Source organism: Desmospora profundinema, assembly GCF_031454155.1.
Classification (GTDB): Bacteria; Bacillota; Bacilli; order Thermoactinomycetales; family DSM-45169; genus Desmospora; species Desmospora profundinema.
This window is the reverse complement of sequence record NZ_JAVDQG010000002.1, coordinates 358,895-376,200: the sequence shown is the minus strand read 5'-3', so window position 1 is coordinate 376,200 and position 17,306 is coordinate 358,895. Positions and strand designations below refer to the sequence as shown.

Here is a 17,306-nt window from a genome sequence, read left to right as displayed (position 1 = left end):
TTTTTGCACTTTAAATCACTTTTGGTGCAGTCTTGTGCCCGAATTGAATATCCATAAATCAAGTCCATTTGAATGAACGGAGGGAAGTAAGATGGATCATAGCCGGGAGCTGAAGCGGTATTTGGAAAAGGCTCAAATGTATGGACTGTTGGCGGAGTACTACAAATACAGCCATCCGGAATGGCATGTCCACTACTATAAAAAGCACCTTCGTTATACTCGACGGGTGGCGGAAATGGTACAAATGGGTACGGTTATGGGAGATGGACAACAGGAATCCCAGACGGAGCCGTCGTCGGTTCCCAGAGAGAGGACCCGGGTGCGGATTTTGCACGCCTCACCAGGGACAGCTCAAGTGAATGTCAATATAGATGGACGGAGACTGGCTACTAACCTGGGTTACGGAAACGCGTCCAACTACATTGATCTGCCGCCTAGAACTTATCGTGTGGAAGTGTTTCGCCGGGGGGAGCCAGTGTTGCAGGAGAGAGTGACGTTGGAAGCGGGTAACGTGTATACGTTGGCGGCGGTGAACCGACCGAGGCAGCTCGAATTGTTGACGATCGTAGATGACCCGGAGGTGGAACAGGGCAAGGTACATCTTCGTTTTGGCCATTTGTCGCCGGATACACCCACAGTGGATGTGACCATTAGCGAGAATATCATGTACCCCGATGTTCGATTCAAGGAGGTGACCCGCTACCTGACGGTACATCCGGCAACAGAGGAGGTGGAAGTATTCATAGATGATCGCCGTCAAAAAATATTGACGGTTCCCCGTGTTACATTCCAGGCAAACCAAGCTTATTCCGCATATCTGATTGGATTGTCTCAAGGCAGACCCCGACTGAACCTGTTACTCCTGCGGGACGGGAGGTGAGGGTTAATCCATCTGTCATACACCGAACTGAATCCCGGCGATTGCCAGGCAGATTGATGATAAAGTGACCATGGTGACTTGTGCTGTCGTGCAACGAGAGCCCGGGGCCCGATTTCCGTCTCCGCGCCTCTTTTCCTTTCACCGATGAAGGGCAGTCCGCTCCGTCTCCTCCGGACCCAACCAGCGGCCAAAAGAAAAGCAAGGTGGCCGCTAGACGGTTGAGTCCTACGGAGACTCCGCTAGGTAGTCGGTCATAGGGCGCTACACCGGAAATCGTTCCCCTCTTCCCTTAACGAAGAGGTTTGTCAGCAGCCTCCCCGGCGATTGCCGGGGTATTTTTTATGCCCGATATTGCATAATGACTTATAAATCCTTATAATTTATAAGTGTTAGTAAGTGATGATCGGTCATTGATGGGAAAGGAGGGATTTCGTTGTACCAGGAAGAGCGATTGCGCAAGATACGGGAGTATCTGGAACAGTACAAACGGATCAGCGTGCAGGAGATCTGCGACCGGTTCGGGGTGTCGCGGGATACCGCCCGAAGGGATCTGGTTAAACTCGATGAACAGGGAGTCATCCTGCGCACCCGCGGCGGGGCTCTCCTGCCGGAAAAAGAGGTGAAAAGTTACCGGGAACGCCTGGAATCGGCTGCAGGTGAGAAAGAGGCGATCGGTCGTGAGGCGGCGGGTCTCATTCGGGACGGGGAGCATTTGATCCTGGATGCCTCGACCACCGTACAGGCGGTGGCCGCTTCTCTTACTGCCGAGGATGTGACGGTGGTGACCAATTCCATCGATATCGCATCGGTTTTAGCGGACCGTCCCCATGTCTCCGTCCGTTTGCTCGGTGGAAAGTTGCACCCGAAACACCGTTATGTGTACGGGGCGACCACTGTTGCCATGCTGCGGAACTATCGTGTCGATAAGGCATTTCTCGGTGCCAGCGGGATTACTCCGGAGGGTGTGTTTTATCCCGATGAGGAGGATGGCCAAGTGATTCGGGAGTCGCTTCAATGTGCAGGCCAAGTCATCGTATTGGCGGATGCCACCAAATTTCACCGCCGTTTTTTTTACCGGGTGTGTGATCTTGGATCGATCGATCGGTTGGTGACCGATCAACCGCCTCCCGCCGATTTGCAAAGGGCGCTGGAGGAACAGGAAGTGGAGATCATGGAGGTGACCCCGCATGGTTAAGCTGATCGTTACAGACTTGGATGGGACCTTGTTGGATGAAGAAAAGCTGGTGCGGGAGGAAGACCGGAAAACCCTGATGGAGGCGGTTCGGGATGGAAGCCAGCTGTGCCTGGCTTCAGGAAGGATGCAGGCAGAACTGGAACAGGTGATGGATGTCATCGGAATTCCTGCCCACGGAGTGAGCCAAAATGGGGCCTTTGTCCGCACACGAGAGGGAGAGCCGCTGGTGAAGCACGTGTTTACCCCGGACCTGGCGGTGGCGTTGTTTGAAGAGACGCAAGGAGAAGATTTGTTTATGTTGGTTTGCTTGGAGCACCAGCTTTTGAGTCACCGTCGTGTCGGGATGGCGGAGCTGGTAGAGTCCCGCTTGTTTTCCTCTGTCCGGTTGATGCCGGAATTGGGATCTGCTTTGCTCCGACAAGAGGTGATGCCGTGCAAGTTCAGTTATTTTGGTGAAATGGAACGGATTGAGAAGCTGAAAAGCCGTTTGGAAAGACGGTTTGGTGAGGAAGTGGACTTATTCATTTCCGATCGGGATTGCCTGGATGTGATGCCCCGGGGGATCTCCAAGGGACGGGGACTTCAGGTATTGGTGGAGCGATTGGGTATTTCGAGGGAACAGGTTCTTACTATTGGAGATGCGTTTAATGACGTGTCGATGTTTGAATCCTTTCCCCACCTCAGCTTCGCTATGGCTCATGCTCCGGCGGGAGTACGGTTAAAAGCCGGGAAAACCGCCGATTCCGTCAGTGATGCTGTCAAGAGAGCCATGACCCGTGTTTAAGGACGAAACAACCGCCTCCCGGATGGGGAGGCGGTTTTGTTCTGCTGATTTTCTATTACGATTGTTGCTGCAGATATTGGCTGATATCCACACCGAGGCTTTCAGCCAAACGGAGCCCGTATTCCTCATCTGCACGATAGAAATTGCAGATGGCGAGCAAGCGTGTTTTTTCATGAACCTGTTTTAGGTCATTGGTCAGATTTTTGATCAGGTTGGCGCGTTCCTCTTCGGAAAACGCACGGTAACGCTCACCGGCCTGCGAGAAATCGTCAGTTTTGAAAATTTTCTGCCGACCGGCTGCCCCTTCAAGCGGTGTTTCGCTTTCCAGATAGGTTGAATCTTCCCGGGGGGTACCTTCGTGTCGGTTGGGCTCGTAGTTGATCGGAGAAATATCCGTATGATACTGCATGTTCCCGTCCCGCGTGTTGTTGCGCACCGGGGCGTAGGGGCAGTTAATCGGAAGGTCCAGGTAATTGGGACCGATCCGGTGGCGCTGTGTATCCGGGTAGGAGAACAGGCGGCCTTGCAGCAGTTTGTCTTCAGAAGGTTCGATTCCCGGAACGGTTGCACTGGGAGAAAAGGCGGATTGCTCCACTTCGGCGAAGAAGTTTTTCGGGTTTCGGTTCAGGGTCATCCGTCCGACGGGCTGCAACGGATAGAGATCTTCAGGCCATACTTTGGTCGGATCCAGCGGATCCCATTCATACCGGTCCAATTCCTCAGGTTTCATGATTTGTACGTATAAGTCCCACTTGGGATAGTCACCTTTTTCAATATGGTCAAAAAGATCACGGGTAGCGTGTTGGAAATCCTCCCCTTGAACCGTTGCCGCTTCTTCCGCGGACAGGTTTCGGACACCCTGCAGCGGTTTCCAGTGGTATTTCACATACACCACTTGGCCGGCAGCGTTTACCCACTTAAAGGCGTGTACGCCGAATCCTTCCATCTGACGATAGTTGGCCGGTGTTCCGTAATCGGAGAAGACCCAGGTCATCATATGGGTGGATTCCGGGGTGAGGGTCATAAAATCCCAATACCGGTCCGGATCCTGGATATTGGTATCCGGTGCCGGTTTCAAGGAATGGACCATATCGGGGAATTTAATCGCGTCCCGAATGAAGAAAACAGGCAAATGGTTGCCAACGATGTCGTAGTTGCCTTCTTCCGTGTAAAACTTGGTGGCAAAACCGCGCGGATCACGGGCGGTTTCGGGTGACCCGGAGGGATGGATCACGGTGGAGAAGCGGACAAACACCGGTGTTTCCTTATCCTCTTCTTGGAGGAAGGCAGCCTTGGTGTAATCCTTCATGGCGTGTGTCACCCGGAACACACCGTGGGCACCAGCGCCACGAGCATGCACCACACGCTCAGGTACGCGTTCACGATCAAAGTGGGCCAGTTTTTCGATCAGGTGATAATCCTCCAACAGGGTAGGTCCGCGGCGCCCCGCCGTACGCGAGTTCTGGTTGTCCCCGACGGGAACCCCTTGGTTGGTGGTAAGGCGGTTGTGCTTGTTGTCCATACTCCTTCACTCCTAATTAGAAATTGTTTTTGTCTAATAATCAATCTCTATTAATAATAATTTTAATTAAGGCTGCAGTCAATAGGTATTATAGCGGTTGAATAAAAGAAGGGTCGGCGGAAAAGTTCAAGCCCCCGGAAGATGGGGATTCCCGGGGACTTGATGGTGGTGTCCAATATCTGCTTTCATGTGCGTCGGGGAGAATGGATGGGCTTGATCGGGCCTAATAAAGCCTGGCGGTTGTGTCAGGCTGGTTGGCAGCTTGGTTGATACACCGACAAGAGCGTTATCGTTTGTTGGAACCTGTGTTTTAATGTTTCACCGTCACCCGGTTTTTCCCACAGAAAATCAGGCGGGTATCTCCCATGGGAGATCGTTGGCTTCAATGATAATTGACAGCTGCAACAGCATCCACCAAGCCGTTGCCGTACTGGTTGCTGGCACCCAAAGGAATGGCGGTAGCGTTCATCGCCTCGCGGATCTGTACATTGGAAAGCGAGGGATTGGCGCTTTTCACCAGCACGGCCACACCGGCGACATGGGGGGATGCCATGGAGGTTCCACTATAGCTGGAATACCGGTTCCTCGGAATGGTGCTCAACACATTTACTCCCGGAGCGGACAATTCCACGGATGGTCCCGTGCTGGAGAAGCTGGCTCGTTGGTTGTTGGAGTCCACGGCGGCCACGGCGATGGCTTCCGGATACTTGGCGGGATAGCCGACGGTATCCGTGCCGGCACCGGAGTTCCCCGCCGCCGCCACCACGACGATGCCGCTGTTGTAGGCCCGTTGGACGGCACTTTGGAGAACACTGGAACTGGACGAACCGCCCAGGCTCATGTTGATCACATCCATGCCGTTGTCGATCGCCCACTCGATCCCTTGGGCGATGCCGCTGTATGAGCCGGATCCGGAATCACTCAGCACTTTGACGGCATAGAGCTCCGCATCGGGTGCCACACCGATAACACCGATGCTGTTATCTACAGCCGCGATGGTACCGGCCACATGGGTTCCGTGTCCGTTGCGGTCCATGTAATTCCCGCCGACGAAGGAAGCACCGCCACGGACGTTCAGGTCTTCATGGTTGTAGTCGATCCCCGTGTCCAACACGGCCACCTTCACCCCTTGACCGCGTACCCCCGTCGAATGGACTTGGTCCGCTTTTACCTGGGGAATGCCGTATGGAACGGTTTGCAGGGCATGGGCAGTGTGATTTTTTTCCACCGTTTTGACGGAGGGATCTTTTTTCAGCTTGGCGACCTCTTTGGTAGTCAGCTCGGCTTCTACTGCGGGGATGTGTTTAAACTGGTGCTCTACGTCCCCGCCTGTTTTTTCCACAGTGGAGGCGACATCGTTCAAGGTTCCTGCTTCATCCTCGTGAAAGAGAACCAGATAACTGTCACTTCCGCTGTCTCCCGGTGCTGCCATGGCAGGCACAGCGAGAGCGAACATCAACATTACGCTAAGAAAAAGGTTAAACCCTGTTTTCCGAAACACTCTCCCACATCCTTTTACAGAATTTTTACAAGAGGCTTACTATTAGAATTCTAGCAATATTAAGTTGATGCCGCGATCAGCAAATATTATTTTATATTGCTAAAATTGAGCATACAGAAGCATCTATCACTCTTTTTCACGCTTATGGACACAATATCAAAGAATAACATTCTATTTCGTTTGCATTCATGTGGGAAGGTGATTTTTTGATTTAAATAATAAATAAAAATGAGTATATTGACAAATAATAAATTAAAATTTCTTGAATTGAGGGTGCGAGATGTCGGTTTATCTTTTTTGGCTTTTATTGATTTTATTGTAATAATAGACTGTGTATGGGTTAAAATAAAATGTCAATTCTGATAATATAGAGTGGAAATGGCCAACCGGGGAGGGATCCGATGTTGGGGAAAACGATGTGGAAACGGATGGGTGTCGTCGCTTTAGCTGCTACGTTGATGTTGCCTTCTTCCATATGGGCACAAGAACGGGTGGAACCGACGATGGAACGGCGGGAAGAGAAAGGGACGTCTTTGGAGGAGGGGTCCATGTTTACGGATCGAGGTCCTTTGTCGTGGGATCGGCCGGGAAGATCAAGCCGGGTTCTCCATCCGGGTACACCTGAATCAGCCGGGTTGAAACGAAAGCCCATAGGGGAAATGGATCGTTATATGGAAGAGATCGTCCAAAACGGTCAGTCTCCGGGAGCGGTGGTATATGTGGTGCGTCGGGGGCATGTCGTAAAGCGGCAAGCATACGGCCATGCCCTTCGCTACCGGGATGGCACCGGCACACCGGTTGAAGAACCGATCCCGATGCGGGAGCACACCCTGTTCGACGTTGCGTCGATCAGCAAAATTTTTACTACTACCGCGGCCATGAAACTGTATGAGGAAGGAAAATTTGACCTGGACGACCCTGTTGCCAAGCACCTGCCGGAGTTTGCCCAAAACGGAAAGGATACGGTCACCATTCGCCAACTGATGGCCCATACCTCCGGAATGCCGCCGTGGATCCCGCTGTATCGGCAAGGATCCAATCGGGCTGAACGGATTCAGATCGCATTAACTCATCCGCTGCAACAGGATCCCGGAACCTCCTACATATACAGTGACCTCAACATGATCACCCTGGGAGCCCTGGTGGAGCGGTTGTCGGGACAACGGCTGGATACGTTCGTTCGGGAAAACATCACCCAACCATTGGGCATGAAGGATACCCTATACAATCCTCCGGCATCGTTAAAAAAACGGATCGCGGCCACGGAGTACCAGCCGGAGGTGGAGAGGGGGATGGTCTGGGGGGAGGTCCACGATGAAAACGCCTGGTCCCTGGACGGTGTAGCGGGTCATGCCGGTGTGTTTTCCACCGCCCATGATCTGGCCATTTTTGCCCATACGCTGTTACAGAAAGGGAGTTACGGCAAGACACGTATATTGAAGGAGAAGACGGTGGAACAGATGGAGGAGAACCAAAATGAAGCGTTTCCCGGCAACGACCACGGTCTGGGATGGGAGCTGAACCAGGGATGGTTTATGGATGCTCTTTCCGATCATCGGACCATGGGCCATACCGGCTTTACCGGCACGGCGATGGTGGTGAACCGTGACCAGGCCACCATCGTCATCACCTTAACCAACCGGGTTCATCCGACCCGGAACACCCCCACCATTAACCCCATCCGGCGCCAGGTGGCCCGTTTTGTCGCCGATGCGATTCCGGTACGCATTCCCGGTAGAAAAGAAGCGTGGTTTGCGGGCTACGGCGACCATCTCGACCGCACGCTGGATACGGGATTGCTTCCAGTGACTGCGGGCAAACGTACGCTCACATTTGACACGTGGCACCGCACGGAGCCGGTTGTTGATTACGGTGTGGTGGAAGGCTCCCGCGATGGACGTGAATGGCACCCCCTCACCGAAGCCCTCTCCGGCCGGGCGGACTGGCATCGCCGCAGCGTTGAACTTCCCGCTGAAATAAACCATCTCCGCTTCCGCTATCATACCGATGCTACGGTGAACGGCCGGGGGTGGTATGTGAAGGATCCCGTCCTGCGCGATGACCGCGGGAAAAAGGTGAAGGTGGAGTGGACGAGTGGGGATGGCTGGGAAAAGCGGAGGTGGTGAGGGGGGAAGTATTCCTTTTTTTCGATTGGGATCCACTTGTGACGTCCCGGATCATGGATATCAAACTACGACGGAACAGATGGAAACACGAAGGATACCATCATTCGTGTTTCCCTTTATTAGGACTGTCTGGTCATTCAACCTTCCGTGAATAGAAGGGTGGATCGGTATGGATTTGGTTCGCCTTTGCACTCACAGAGCACAAGTCTCGCCCGGGTCACTGTTGTTCCCTGGTCTCGCTATGCGCTTTTGCGACGAAACGAAGGCAGCCATACCGACCCGGGATCTCGCGCTGCGGATTGTTCAGACACGCTCTAGTGGAGTATAGAAACTGATCAGGTATTACGCTCAATCATCAACCCCCGACAGGGGGAGGTCTTTTTTTGGTACAGGATTTTTTTATCCAGCAGTCGGGCGAGTTATCTTTATTATTTCCGTATTCACACTAGATGTTATAGGGGTAGATCGAGTCGTTCGTTGGACAAAATATACGGTCGTACGTATTGTAGTTTCTGTTGTCGCCTTAGCTATCACTTGGGTTTTTATAAATACCATGGGGTGAGTGAAATAGAATGATCTTCATGCGGCCAGTACTGTGGTTCGCGCCCACCGCCTTCGGGGAGACAGAAGCCCGGCTAAAGCTATTGGAGAAGTCACTTCCGCTTTTCCGCCACGATGAAACAGTAATCCCCTTGGTCGCTCCGGTATCGGTTTTGTACCTCCTTAAACCGTCCCGATTGCAAGTCCGCTTTCAGCCTTTCACAACCGCTGTTCACTTCTTCTGGATCAGCCAGTGTGGCAAAGGTGGAAATACCCTTGCGGACTTGTTTATCGAGGTAGAGTTCGGGTTGGTATCGGCCGCTGTACAGGAAAAAGTCTTTCAGGTCGGGTTGAACGAGGAACGATTCCGTTCCGATGATCGAAAAACCCGCATGTTGCAATTCTCGGTAAATAAGCGGGACTGACGGCATCTGGCTGCAAGCAGCGTCCATCGCTTGGGGAAAATACTCGTTTAACCAGTAGCCTTTCATTTGTTCCGGTGAAGAAGTAAAGATCACCAGCCGCCCTTGGTTTAGTACACGATAAATCTCATGAAAAACCTGCCGTCGATCCGCGATATGATGGATGGACAAGACGATGATGGCGCCATCGTATCGGCTTTCCGATACGGGAAGAGAGACCGCGTCCGAGTGGATCCAGTCGATCTGATCCGATTTGGTCCGGGCTTGCTCGATCATGGTTTTGGAGATGTCCACACCCGTCATCTGAAGGTGTAAATGGTGTAAAGCGATGGTGTAATTTCCAGTGCCGCAGGCGATATCGATCACCGATGAGCCGTTCGGAAGTTGCAGGTGAGATCGCAACCGGCGGGTAATCTCAGGGTCGGCTCGCCGGGTGGTATCATAGTTTCCTCCAATGGTATCGTAGACTTTTTCCACTGTGTCCTCTCCTCTCAAATGAGTGGGGTACAGAAATTACCTTTTCTTTTAATTGCACAAGGACGCCCACTCTTCCTGCAACAGCCCATAGTACACCAGGTCTATATAGGTGTCTCCTTTTTTCACATGCTGGCGGAGTAGTCCTTCCCTTTTCAATCCCGCTTTTTCCAGTACCCGGCTGGAGGCGGGGTTATGGACCATGGCGGCGGCCCAGATGCGGTGAAGGCCGAGGTCCTGAAAGCCGTAGCGGATGACGGCTCGGGCGGCTTCAGTGGCGTATCCTTGCCCCCAGTAGGGGACGCCGATCCAGTAGGCCAGCTCGGCTCGATTGTGCTGGGGATGAATGCCCAATCCCATGGCGCCGATCAAGGTGTCATCATGTCGGAGGCGGATGGCAACGGTGGTGCCTCGATTGCGGTGATGCTGTTCATGCAGGGAGCCGATCCAATCTTCTGCGGCTCCGTCCGGGTAAGGATGGGGAATGTTCAATGTGGTAGCGGCTACGCGGGCATCTTTGGCCCATTCCTGCACAGCCGGGGCATCCGCCAAATCAAACGGTTGCAAGTGAAGGCGCACGGTGGTGAGGGGAAGCGGGGACATGGTTTCTCTCCTTTTGTTGAGGGTTGGCATCATTTTAACAAAGAAGTCCGGGGAGAGGGGCGTTCTGTTTTGCTTCAGCCTTCCATGATGTGGTATAGTAAGTGCCGATTAAACAAGCGGTGAGGTGGGGCTGTGCTGAAGCGGATCATTCCCGACGAGTTTGTTGAATCCATCTATGATATTGATTATAACGCCCTCCAGCGACGGGGGGTCAAAGCGATCATCGTCGATCTGGACAATACCCTGGTGGAAGCGGATCGGCCGGATGCGACGCCGAAATTGATCAGCTGGCTGGATCAGCTGCAGGGGATGGGGTTTAAGGTGATGATCGTCTCTAACAATACCCGGACCCGGGTATCCCGGTTTGCGACTCCGCTGCGCGTTCCTTGGATCCATGCGGCGAAAAAACCTTTATTGTCGGCTTTTAACCGGGCGATGCGCCAGCTGGAAACGACTCCGGAGGAGACGGTGATGGTGGGCGACCAGCTTTTCACAGATGTACTGGGAGGCAATCGACGGGGCATGCATACCATTTTGGTGTTGCCCGTTTCGGAAGTGGAGGGCATTTTCACCAAGGTGAACCGACTGATGGAGCGGGTTGTTTTTCGCTGGATGAAACAGCGGGGCCTGTTGGGATGGGAGGATCGAAAGTGAATGAGCAATTAAAGCGGGAAGAGGTCCATTGCGAAGGGTGCGGCGCCCCGTTGCAGGCAGATGATCCGGAGCGTTCCGGCTATGTGCCGCAAGCGGCCCTGGAGCGGGAGCACATTATCTGTAAGCGGTGCTTCCGCATTCGGCATTACAACGATGTGGCGCCGGTGGAGCATGATGCCGATGCCTATATGAATCGGTTGCAATCGATCGGAAAGCAAGACGCTTTGGTGGTACAGGTGGTGGACCTGTTTGATTTCGCCGGAAGTTGGATCAACGGAATCGGACGGCATACCGGCGGCAACCCGATCCTGATCCTGGCCAACAAAGTGGACTTGTTTCCCCGGTCGACGAAGCGGCAAAAATTAAAAGAATGGGTCTATCGCACGGCGAAAGAACAGGGGGTGAAGCCGGTCGATGTCATCCTGATCAGCGCCGAAAAAGGACATCACATCCAAGAGGCCGCTCAGGCGATTGAGGAAAAGCGTCGGGGGCGGGATGTGTATGTGGTGGGAACGGCCAACGCGGGCAAGTCTACGTTTATCAATGCGCTGCTCCGGGAATTCGGAGCGGAAGGGGAGGCATCGGTGACCACTTCCCCCTATCCCGGCACGACACTGGATGCGGTTTACATCCCATTGGGAGAAAACAAGCATATCGTGGATATGCCGGGAATCGTACGGCGGGACCGAATGAGCGAATATGTGGCTCCCAAGGAATTGAAGGCGATCACACCCCAAACGGAGATCAAACCCAAAGGATATCAGCTGAACGCGGGGCAGACTCTCTTTTTCGGGGGACTGGTCCGTTTTGATTTTCGGGAGGGAGAACGTCAACCCTTTGTGTGCTATTTTGCCAATTCCTTGTACATCCATCGCACCAAGTTGGAAAAAGCGGACGAATTGTGGGAAAAACAGCGAGGTCAACTGTTGGTGCCGCCGGCGGATCCGAAAGAGATCCCGCCGATGAAACGCCACCGCTTTCCCTTAACGGGAAAGGAAAAGGAAGATCTGGTTATCCCCGGGTTAGGATGGGTTTCCTGCGGGACGGACCGCGCTCAAGTGGATGTATGGGTGCCGGAAGGGATTCAGGTGCAAGTCCGCCCGTCTATCATTTGAATATATCACCGAAAGGGGAGACTATGATGGAAATCACCAGTCACACCACGCCTGTGGGTCTGTTGGGGCGGCCCGTCGCCCATTCCAAGTCCCCGCAGATTATGAACGCTGCTTTTCGAGAGCGGAATCTCCCCTTTGTCTACCTGGCTTTTGATGTGGGAGAAGAAGAATTGGCCGATGCCGTCGCCGGGATGGGTGCACTCGGTTTCCGCGGATTTAATGTGACCATTCCCCACAAGGTGGCAGTGATGGATTACCTGGATGAGGTGGAAGAAGCCGCCGAAGCGATCGGGGCGGTTAATACCGTGATCCGCGATGGAAGCCGCTGGGTGGGGACCAACACCGATGGAGCAGGATATATACGATCCCTGATGCAGGAAAGCGGGTTTGATCCCAAGGGCGAGTCGGTCACTCTCATCGGGGCCGGAGGAGCGGCGCGTGCGGTGGGTTATGCGTTGGCACGGGCTGGAGCGAATCGCGTTACCGTGGTCAACCGAACAACCTCCAAAGCGGAAGAGTTGGCGGCCCGTCTCTCCCGTTGGACCCGGGCGGAGGGAGCTCCCCCGGAACGGCTGGAGGAAGCGCTGAAGCGGTCCTCGTTGGTGGTGCAAACCACCTCGGTAGGAATGCATCCCCAGATCAACGGGAGCGTGATCCCGGAAAAATGGTTGCGTCCGGGACTGTTGGTCAGCGACTTGGTGTACCACCCCCGGGAAACCCGTCTCTTGCGGGATGCGAGAGAGGCGGGTGCAAAAACCCATGAGGGACTGGGGATGCTCGTTCACCAAGCCGCATTGGCCTTTGAGCGCTGGACGGGAACCGAGGCACCGGCGGACCGGATGCGGAATCGGCTGGAAGCGTCACTGGATACCGACTCCGCTGTTGGCCATTCTAATGGACAGAAGGAAGGGGCAACATGAAAACGGGGTTATTCGGAGGCACCTTCGACCCGATCCACCATGGCCATCTCATCATGGCGGAGCAGGCGCGGGAAGCAGCGGGCCTGGACGAGGTTTGGTTCATTCCCGCCGCCCGGCCCCCCCATAAGTCCGGCTGTGTCACGGCGTCGGCGGAACATCGTTTTTTTATGGTGCAGCAGGCGGTGGAGGGGGTGCCCGGTTTTTCCGTTTCCCGGATCGAGCTGGAGCGCTCCGGCCCTTCTTATACGGCGGATACGTTGGAAGTCTTGATGCATCACCATCCAGAACGGGAATTTTTCTTCATTCTGGGCAGTGATATGGTGCTGGATTTGCCGAGATGGTATAAAATAAAAGAAATCCTGAATACGGTGCGGATGATTGGTCTGACTCGGCCCGGACACGACTGGGAGAATGACGACCGCCTTCCGGAGTGGATACGGAAACGTCTGATTCCGGTAACGGGAGGCATACAGGTGATGCTTTCGTCTACGGATATTCGTGAACGGGTGCGTACGGGGAGGTCCATTCGATTCCTGGTGCCGGATTCAGTTCGCCGTCATATAGAGGAGAATCATTTGTATGAATCGAGCTGATTGGAGAGAAGCGGTTCGAGCCCAGATGCCCCGTACCCGTTGGGAACACACCCTGCGAGTGGTTGACACGGCCAAGGTGTTGGCGGAGCGGTTTGGCGCCGATGTGGAAAAAGCGGAAACGGCAGCTTTGCTGCATGATTATTGCAAGTTTTGGCCGGTGGGAAAAATGCGGCGGATGATCTGGGACAAGGGTCTTCCCCGCGACCTTTTGGAGCACAATACGGAGTTGTGGCACGCGTTTGTGGGAGCGGAAGCCGTTCGAGAGGAACTGGGGGTAGGGGACGACGAAATTTTAAATGCGATCCGTTATCATACCTCTGGTCGTCCGCATATGAGTTTACTGGAACAAGTGATCTTTGTTGCCGACGTGATCGAACCGGGACGCCGCTACCCGGGAGTGGATGAAATCCGTAAATTGGCGGAGACCGATTTGGAGCGGGCGCTTCTTCAGTCGTTGGACAACACCCTTCGTTTTCTGATTGATCGCTGTCAAAAAGTGTACCCACTGACACTGGCTGCCCGAAACGATTTGGTGGACCGGGTCCACCGACCAAATTTGAAGGAGGAATCTCTTTGAACCTAGTGGAATTGGCTCAACTGGCGGCCTCCGCCGCCGAGGAAAAAAAGGCCCAGCGTGTTACCATCATGGATATCCGGGGGTTGTCCGTCATCGCCGATTATTTTGTAGTCTGCCATGGGAATTCTCAAACACAGGTGAAGGCGATCGTGGATGCCATCAAGAAAAAGGTGCAGGAAGCCGATATTCCCGTCAAGGGGGTCGAAGGGTTGTCCGAAGCTCGTTGGGTGCTGGTGGATCTCGGTGATGTGGTCGTCCATGTCTTCCACAAGGATGAGCGGGATTTCTACGATTTGGAACGTCTGTGGGGCGATGCCGCACAGGTGGGTGTGCAGTAATCCATATAGAGATAGGTTTACGCAATCCTCTCTCTTTCGGTTACCCGAGGGAGGGGGATTATTTTTTCGGCGGGGATCCTTTCAACTTGAACGGATGTTAAAAAAAGGTATAATGCAAAGATCCATCGGGAAGTCTGTTACCACTAAACCATTTCATCAAGGAAACGAGATTCGTACAAAAGCGGATGAAACAAAAAATATAAAAATCCGTTGACACTAAACCAAGCTGTTGCATATAATGTTGATTAAATCATTTCATACCCAGTTAAACCGTTTTTATGGCCAGGATGGGGAGCAGTAATTCAGGTGATTGCCCGCTCAGAGAGTCGGTGTTTGGTGTAAGCCGATCGGGACAGCCGGATGAACTCGCCTCATCGCTTCGAAGGGGAACCGCTTTAGTACCTTTCGACGCCTGATCTGCGTTAACGGATCTCGAGCGGGTACGGCTTTTCGGCTGTGCCAATCAGGGTGGTACCGCGGGAGATGTGAACCAACCTCTCGTCCCTAGCAAAAGAGCTGGGGGCGGGAGGTTTTATATTTTGGAGAAGGATGGAGAAAGCCATGAGACGTTATGAGCCACAAACGTTGGAACCCCGATGGCAGGAAAGATGGGAACGGATGGGAGCCCATTCCACCCCGGAAGCATCGGATAAACCAAAGTTTTACGCGTTGGAGATGTTTCCCTATCCCTCGGGAGAAGGATTGCATATGGGGCATGTCCGCAATTACTCGATTGGGGATGTAGTCGCCCGTTTCAAACGAATGAACGGATATCGGGTGCTTCATCCCATGGGTGCGGATGCCTTCGGATTGCCGGCGGAAAACGCCGCCATCCAGCGGGGCGTCAACCCGAGGCAGTGGACGGAGTCCAATATGGAACGGATTCGGGAAGAGCAGGCCCGTATGGGGATTTCTTATGATTGGGATCGGTATGTGGGAACCTGCCAGCCGGACTATTACCGTTTTACTCAATGGCTGTTCCTCTTGTTCTATGAACGGGGGTTGGCCTATCGCAAAAAGGCGGCTGTCAACTGGTGCCCCGACTGTGCCACCGTATTGGCCAACGAACAGGTGGAAGACGGCAAGTGTTGGCGTTGTGACAGCGAAGTGGAGAAAAAGGAACTGGAACAGTGGTTCCTGCGTATTACGGATTATGCCGATGCGTTGTTGGAGGGATTGGAAAGCCTTCCGAAATGGCCGGAAAAAGTAAAGGCGATGCAGCGAAATTGGATTGGCCGCAGCGAAGGGGCAACGATTACGTTTACAATTCCGGAGTTGGATGATACACCGGTATCCGTTTTCACCACCCGTCCCGACACCTTATACGGGGTCACTTATATGGTGCTGGCACCGGAACACCCCCTGGTTCCGCGTCTGATCCAGAGAAAAGAGAGCGAAGAGACCATCCGGGATTTCATCGACGCGATGGCGAAAGAGTCGGAGCTATCCCGCACCGGTTCCGATGTGGAGAAGGTGGGCCATTTTACCGGAGCCTATGCCAAACATCCCTTGACCGGTGAAAACATCCCGATCTGGGTGGCCAATTACGTGTTGATGGAGGTTGGTACCGGTGCAGTCATGGGTGTTCCCGCCCACGATGAACGGGACTTTGCATTTGCACAAAAATACGATCTTCCTATCCGGCAGGTGGTCCGTCCGCAGGAGGGGGATGATGAAGCGGCAGAGCTGGAAACCGCGTATGTGGAAGATGGTGTGCTGATTCATTCCGGTCCCTTCGATGGACTGGACAATCGGAAAGCGATCCGTGCCATTGCCGATCACTTGAAAGAACATGGACGGGGAGGTGCGACCGTCTCCTACCGGTTGCGGGATTGGTTGTTTTCCCGTCAGCGGTACTGGGGTTGCCCCATCCCAATCTTGTACTGCGATAATTGCGGAGTGGTTCCCGTACCCAAAGAAGAGCTTCCGGTGCGGCTGCCGGAGGATGTGGTGTTTGACGGCAAAAGCAATCCATTAACCACCTCTGAACAGTTTGCCACTGCGAGCTGCCCCTCCTGTGGGGGAGTCGCCCGCCGGGAAACGGACACCATGGACACCTTCATCGATTCTTCCTGGTACTTCTTGCGTTATACCGACCCTCATCAGGAGGATAAGCCTTTTGCGGCGGAACAAGCCAACCGCTGGATGCCGGTCGACTTTTATATCGGCGGGGTGGAGCATGCTGTGCTTCATCTCCTGTACTCCCGCTTCGTTACCAAGGTGTTGCACGATGCCGGTATGTTGGAGGCGGACGAACCCTTCCAGCATTACTTCCCCCAAGGAATGGTGTTGAAGGATGGTTCCAAGATGTCCAAGTCCAAAGGGAATGTTGTCTCCCCGCAGGATATCATTGAGCGTTATGGGGCCGATACCGCCCGCCTGTTTATTTTGTTCGCCGCTCCGCCGGATCGGGAGCTGGAATGGAGCGATTCCGGTGTGGAAGGCAGTTATCGTTTCCTGACCCGGGTGTGGCGCATGGTGCAGAACCATGTCTCTCTGTTTGAAAATCGGCAGCCACCCCAGCCCAACGATGATGCCGCCAAGGAACTTCACCGCCTGGTACACCAAACAGTGAAAAAAGCGACGGTCGACATTCATGAGCGTTACCAGTTCAACACCGCGATCAGCGGCATTATGGAACTGGTGAACGGTATCTATGCGTACCCTGCCGAAGCGGACAGGGGCACGCTGGCGCAGGCGATTGAGACGGTGGTGCTCCTGTTGGCGCCCTTTGCTCCTCACATCACCGAGGAGTTGTGGGAGCAGATGGGGAATACCGACAGTGTTCACGATCAATCCTGGCCGGCTTACGATGAAGCGGCTTTGGTTCTGGATGAAGTGGAGATCGCCGTCCAGATAAACGGCAAGGTGCGCCATAAAGCGGTTGTACCCTCCGGAGCGGACCGGAAAGCGATTGAAGAGCACGTGATGGGAGATGAAAAGGTACGTAAACTGGTGAACGGAAAAACGGTTCACAAGGTGATCGTAGTCCCCGGTAAATTGGTAAATATCGTGGCGAAGTAAAACAGAATATCCCAGTCCGCCGGTTCGATACAGGATCG

15 protein-coding genes and 1 other annotated feature are annotated in these 17,306 nt (G+C 53.8%); of the genes, 11 read left to right on the top strand and 4 right to left on the bottom strand.

The window, feature by feature from the left end; genetic code table 11:
- Positions 1-91: 91 nt before the first annotated feature.
- From JOE21_RS05455 to JOE21_RS05445, 3 genes are all read left to right on the top strand, one after another.
- Positions 92-880 (top strand): DUF4397 domain-containing protein, encoded by a 789-nt coding sequence (locus tag JOE21_RS05455; protein WP_309863374.1) that lies wholly within the window; start codon positions 92-94, stop codon positions 878-880.
- Positions 881-1,313: 433 nt separating this feature from the next.
- Positions 1,314-2,075 (top strand): DeoR/GlpR family DNA-binding transcription regulator, encoded by a 762-nt coding sequence (locus JOE21_RS05450; RefSeq protein WP_309863373.1) that lies wholly within the window; start codon positions 1,314-1,316, stop codon positions 2,073-2,075.
- Entirely contained in the window at positions 2,068-2,859 is a 792-nt protein-coding gene (locus JOE21_RS05445) for an HAD family hydrolase (RefSeq protein WP_309863370.1), read from the top strand. The genes JOE21_RS05450 and JOE21_RS05445 overlap by 8 nt, the downstream gene beginning before the upstream one ends.
- A gap of 55 nt (positions 2,860-2,914) precedes the next feature.
- Here the strand turns inward: JOE21_RS05445 and JOE21_RS05440 are convergent, their stop codons facing one another.
- Complete coding sequence (locus JOE21_RS05440) at positions 2,915-4,381, bottom strand: catalase (protein ID WP_309863367.1); 1,467 nt, start codon at positions 4,379-4,381, stop codon at positions 2,915-2,917.
- Positions 4,382-4,763: 382 nt separating this feature from the next.
- A complete protein-coding gene (locus JOE21_RS05435; RefSeq protein WP_374709330.1) occupies positions 4,764-5,843 on the bottom strand; it encodes a S8 family peptidase in 1,080 nt (359 codons plus the stop codon).
- A gap of 440 nt (positions 5,844-6,283) precedes the next feature.
- Here JOE21_RS05435 and JOE21_RS05430 point away from each other — a divergent pair, with 440 nt between their 5' ends.
- Positions 6,284-8,008: a serine hydrolase domain-containing protein gene (locus JOE21_RS05430; RefSeq protein WP_309863361.1), complete on the top strand. Its 1,725-nt coding sequence runs from the start codon at positions 6,284-6,286 to the stop codon at positions 8,006-8,008.
- 653 nt (positions 8,009-8,661) lie between these two features.
- On the opposite strand, the gene JOE21_RS05425 is transcribed toward JOE21_RS05430, so the two are convergent.
- A complete protein-coding gene (locus JOE21_RS05425; RefSeq protein ID WP_309863359.1) occupies positions 8,662-9,447 on the bottom strand; it encodes a class I SAM-dependent methyltransferase in 786 nt (261 codons plus the stop codon).
- Between the two features lie 48 nt (positions 9,448-9,495).
- On the bottom strand, positions 9,496-10,047 hold the full coding sequence (locus JOE21_RS05420; RefSeq protein WP_309863357.1) for a GNAT family N-acetyltransferase: 552 nt from the start codon (positions 10,045-10,047) through the stop codon (positions 9,496-9,498).
- Positions 10,048-10,179: 132 nt separating this feature from the next.
- On the opposite strand from JOE21_RS05420, the gene JOE21_RS05415 reads away from it, so the two are divergent.
- From JOE21_RS05415 to leuS, 7 genes are all read left to right on the top strand, one after another.
- Positions 10,180-10,701: a YqeG family HAD IIIA-type phosphatase gene (locus JOE21_RS05415; protein ID WP_309863355.1), complete on the top strand. Its 522-nt coding sequence runs from the start codon at positions 10,180-10,182 to the stop codon at positions 10,699-10,701.
- Positions 10,698-11,816, top strand: coding sequence for a ribosome biogenesis GTPase YqeH (yqeH, locus tag JOE21_RS05410; RefSeq protein ID WP_309863352.1), 1,119 nt, complete (start codon positions 10,698-10,700; stop codon positions 11,814-11,816). Before JOE21_RS05415 ends, yqeH begins: the two co-directional genes overlap by 4 nt.
- 26 nt (positions 11,817-11,842) lie before the next feature.
- Entirely contained in the window at positions 11,843-12,736 is an 894-nt protein-coding gene (locus JOE21_RS05405) for a shikimate dehydrogenase (protein ID WP_309863350.1), read from the top strand.
- Entirely contained in the window at positions 12,733-13,329 is a 597-nt protein-coding gene (nadD, locus tag JOE21_RS05400) for a nicotinate-nucleotide adenylyltransferase (protein ID WP_309863347.1), read from the top strand. Before JOE21_RS05405 ends, nadD begins: the two co-directional genes overlap by 4 nt.
- On the top strand, positions 13,316-13,906 hold the full coding sequence (gene yqeK / locus JOE21_RS05395) for a bis(5'-nucleosyl)-tetraphosphatase (symmetrical) YqeK (RefSeq protein WP_309863345.1): 591 nt from the start codon (positions 13,316-13,318) through the stop codon (positions 13,904-13,906). Before nadD ends, yqeK begins: the two co-directional genes overlap by 14 nt.
- Positions 13,897-14,244, top strand: coding sequence for a ribosome silencing factor (rsfS, locus tag JOE21_RS05390; protein ID WP_309863835.1), 348 nt, complete (start codon positions 13,897-13,899; stop codon positions 14,242-14,244). Before yqeK ends, rsfS begins: the two co-directional genes overlap by 10 nt.
- Before the next feature lie 275 nt (positions 14,245-14,519).
- Positions 14,520-14,753: a binding site (T-box leader), on the top strand.
- 52 nt (positions 14,754-14,805) lie between these two features.
- The gene (gene leuS, locus JOE21_RS05385; protein WP_309863342.1) at positions 14,806-17,268 is read left to right on the top strand and encodes a leucine--tRNA ligase; all 2,463 of its coding nucleotides are present in this window, start codon (positions 14,806-14,808) and stop codon (positions 17,266-17,268) included.
- The last annotated feature ends 38 nt before the right edge of the window (positions 17,269-17,306 follow it).

Bases quoted from the DNA above. Each gene is read 5' to 3' on its own strand.
- JOE21_RS05445 (WP_309863370.1), top strand. From the start codon at position 2,068: ATGGTTAAGCTGATCGTTACAGACTTGGATGGGACCTTGTTGGATGAA.
- JOE21_RS05405 (WP_309863350.1), top strand. From the start codon at position 11,843: ATGGAAATCACCAGTCACACCACGCCTGTGGGTCTGTTGGGGCGGCCC.
- JOE21_RS05440 (WP_309863367.1), bottom strand. From the start codon at position 4,381: ATGGACAACAAGCACAACCGCCTTACCACCAACCAAGGGGTTCCCGTC.
- JOE21_RS05455 (WP_309863374.1), top strand. From the start codon at position 92: ATGGATCATAGCCGGGAGCTGAAGCGGTATTTGGAAAAGGCTCAAATG.
- JOE21_RS05435 (WP_374709330.1), bottom strand. From the start codon at position 5,843: ATGTTGATGTTCGCTCTCGCTGTGCCTGCCATGGCAGCACCGGGAGAC.
- JOE21_RS05420 (WP_309863357.1), bottom strand. From the start codon at position 10,047: ATGTCCCCGCTTCCCCTCACCACCGTGCGCCTTCACTTGCAACCGTTT.
- nadD (WP_309863347.1), top strand. From the start codon at position 12,733: ATGAAAACGGGGTTATTCGGAGGCACCTTCGACCCGATCCACCATGGC.
- leuS (WP_309863342.1), top strand. From the start codon at position 14,806: ATGAGACGTTATGAGCCACAAACGTTGGAACCCCGATGGCAGGAAAGA.
- JOE21_RS05430 (WP_309863361.1), top strand. From the start codon at position 6,284: ATGTTGGGGAAAACGATGTGGAAACGGATGGGTGTCGTCGCTTTAGCT.
- yqeK (WP_309863345.1), top strand. From the start codon at position 13,316: ATGAATCGAGCTGATTGGAGAGAAGCGGTTCGAGCCCAGATGCCCCGT.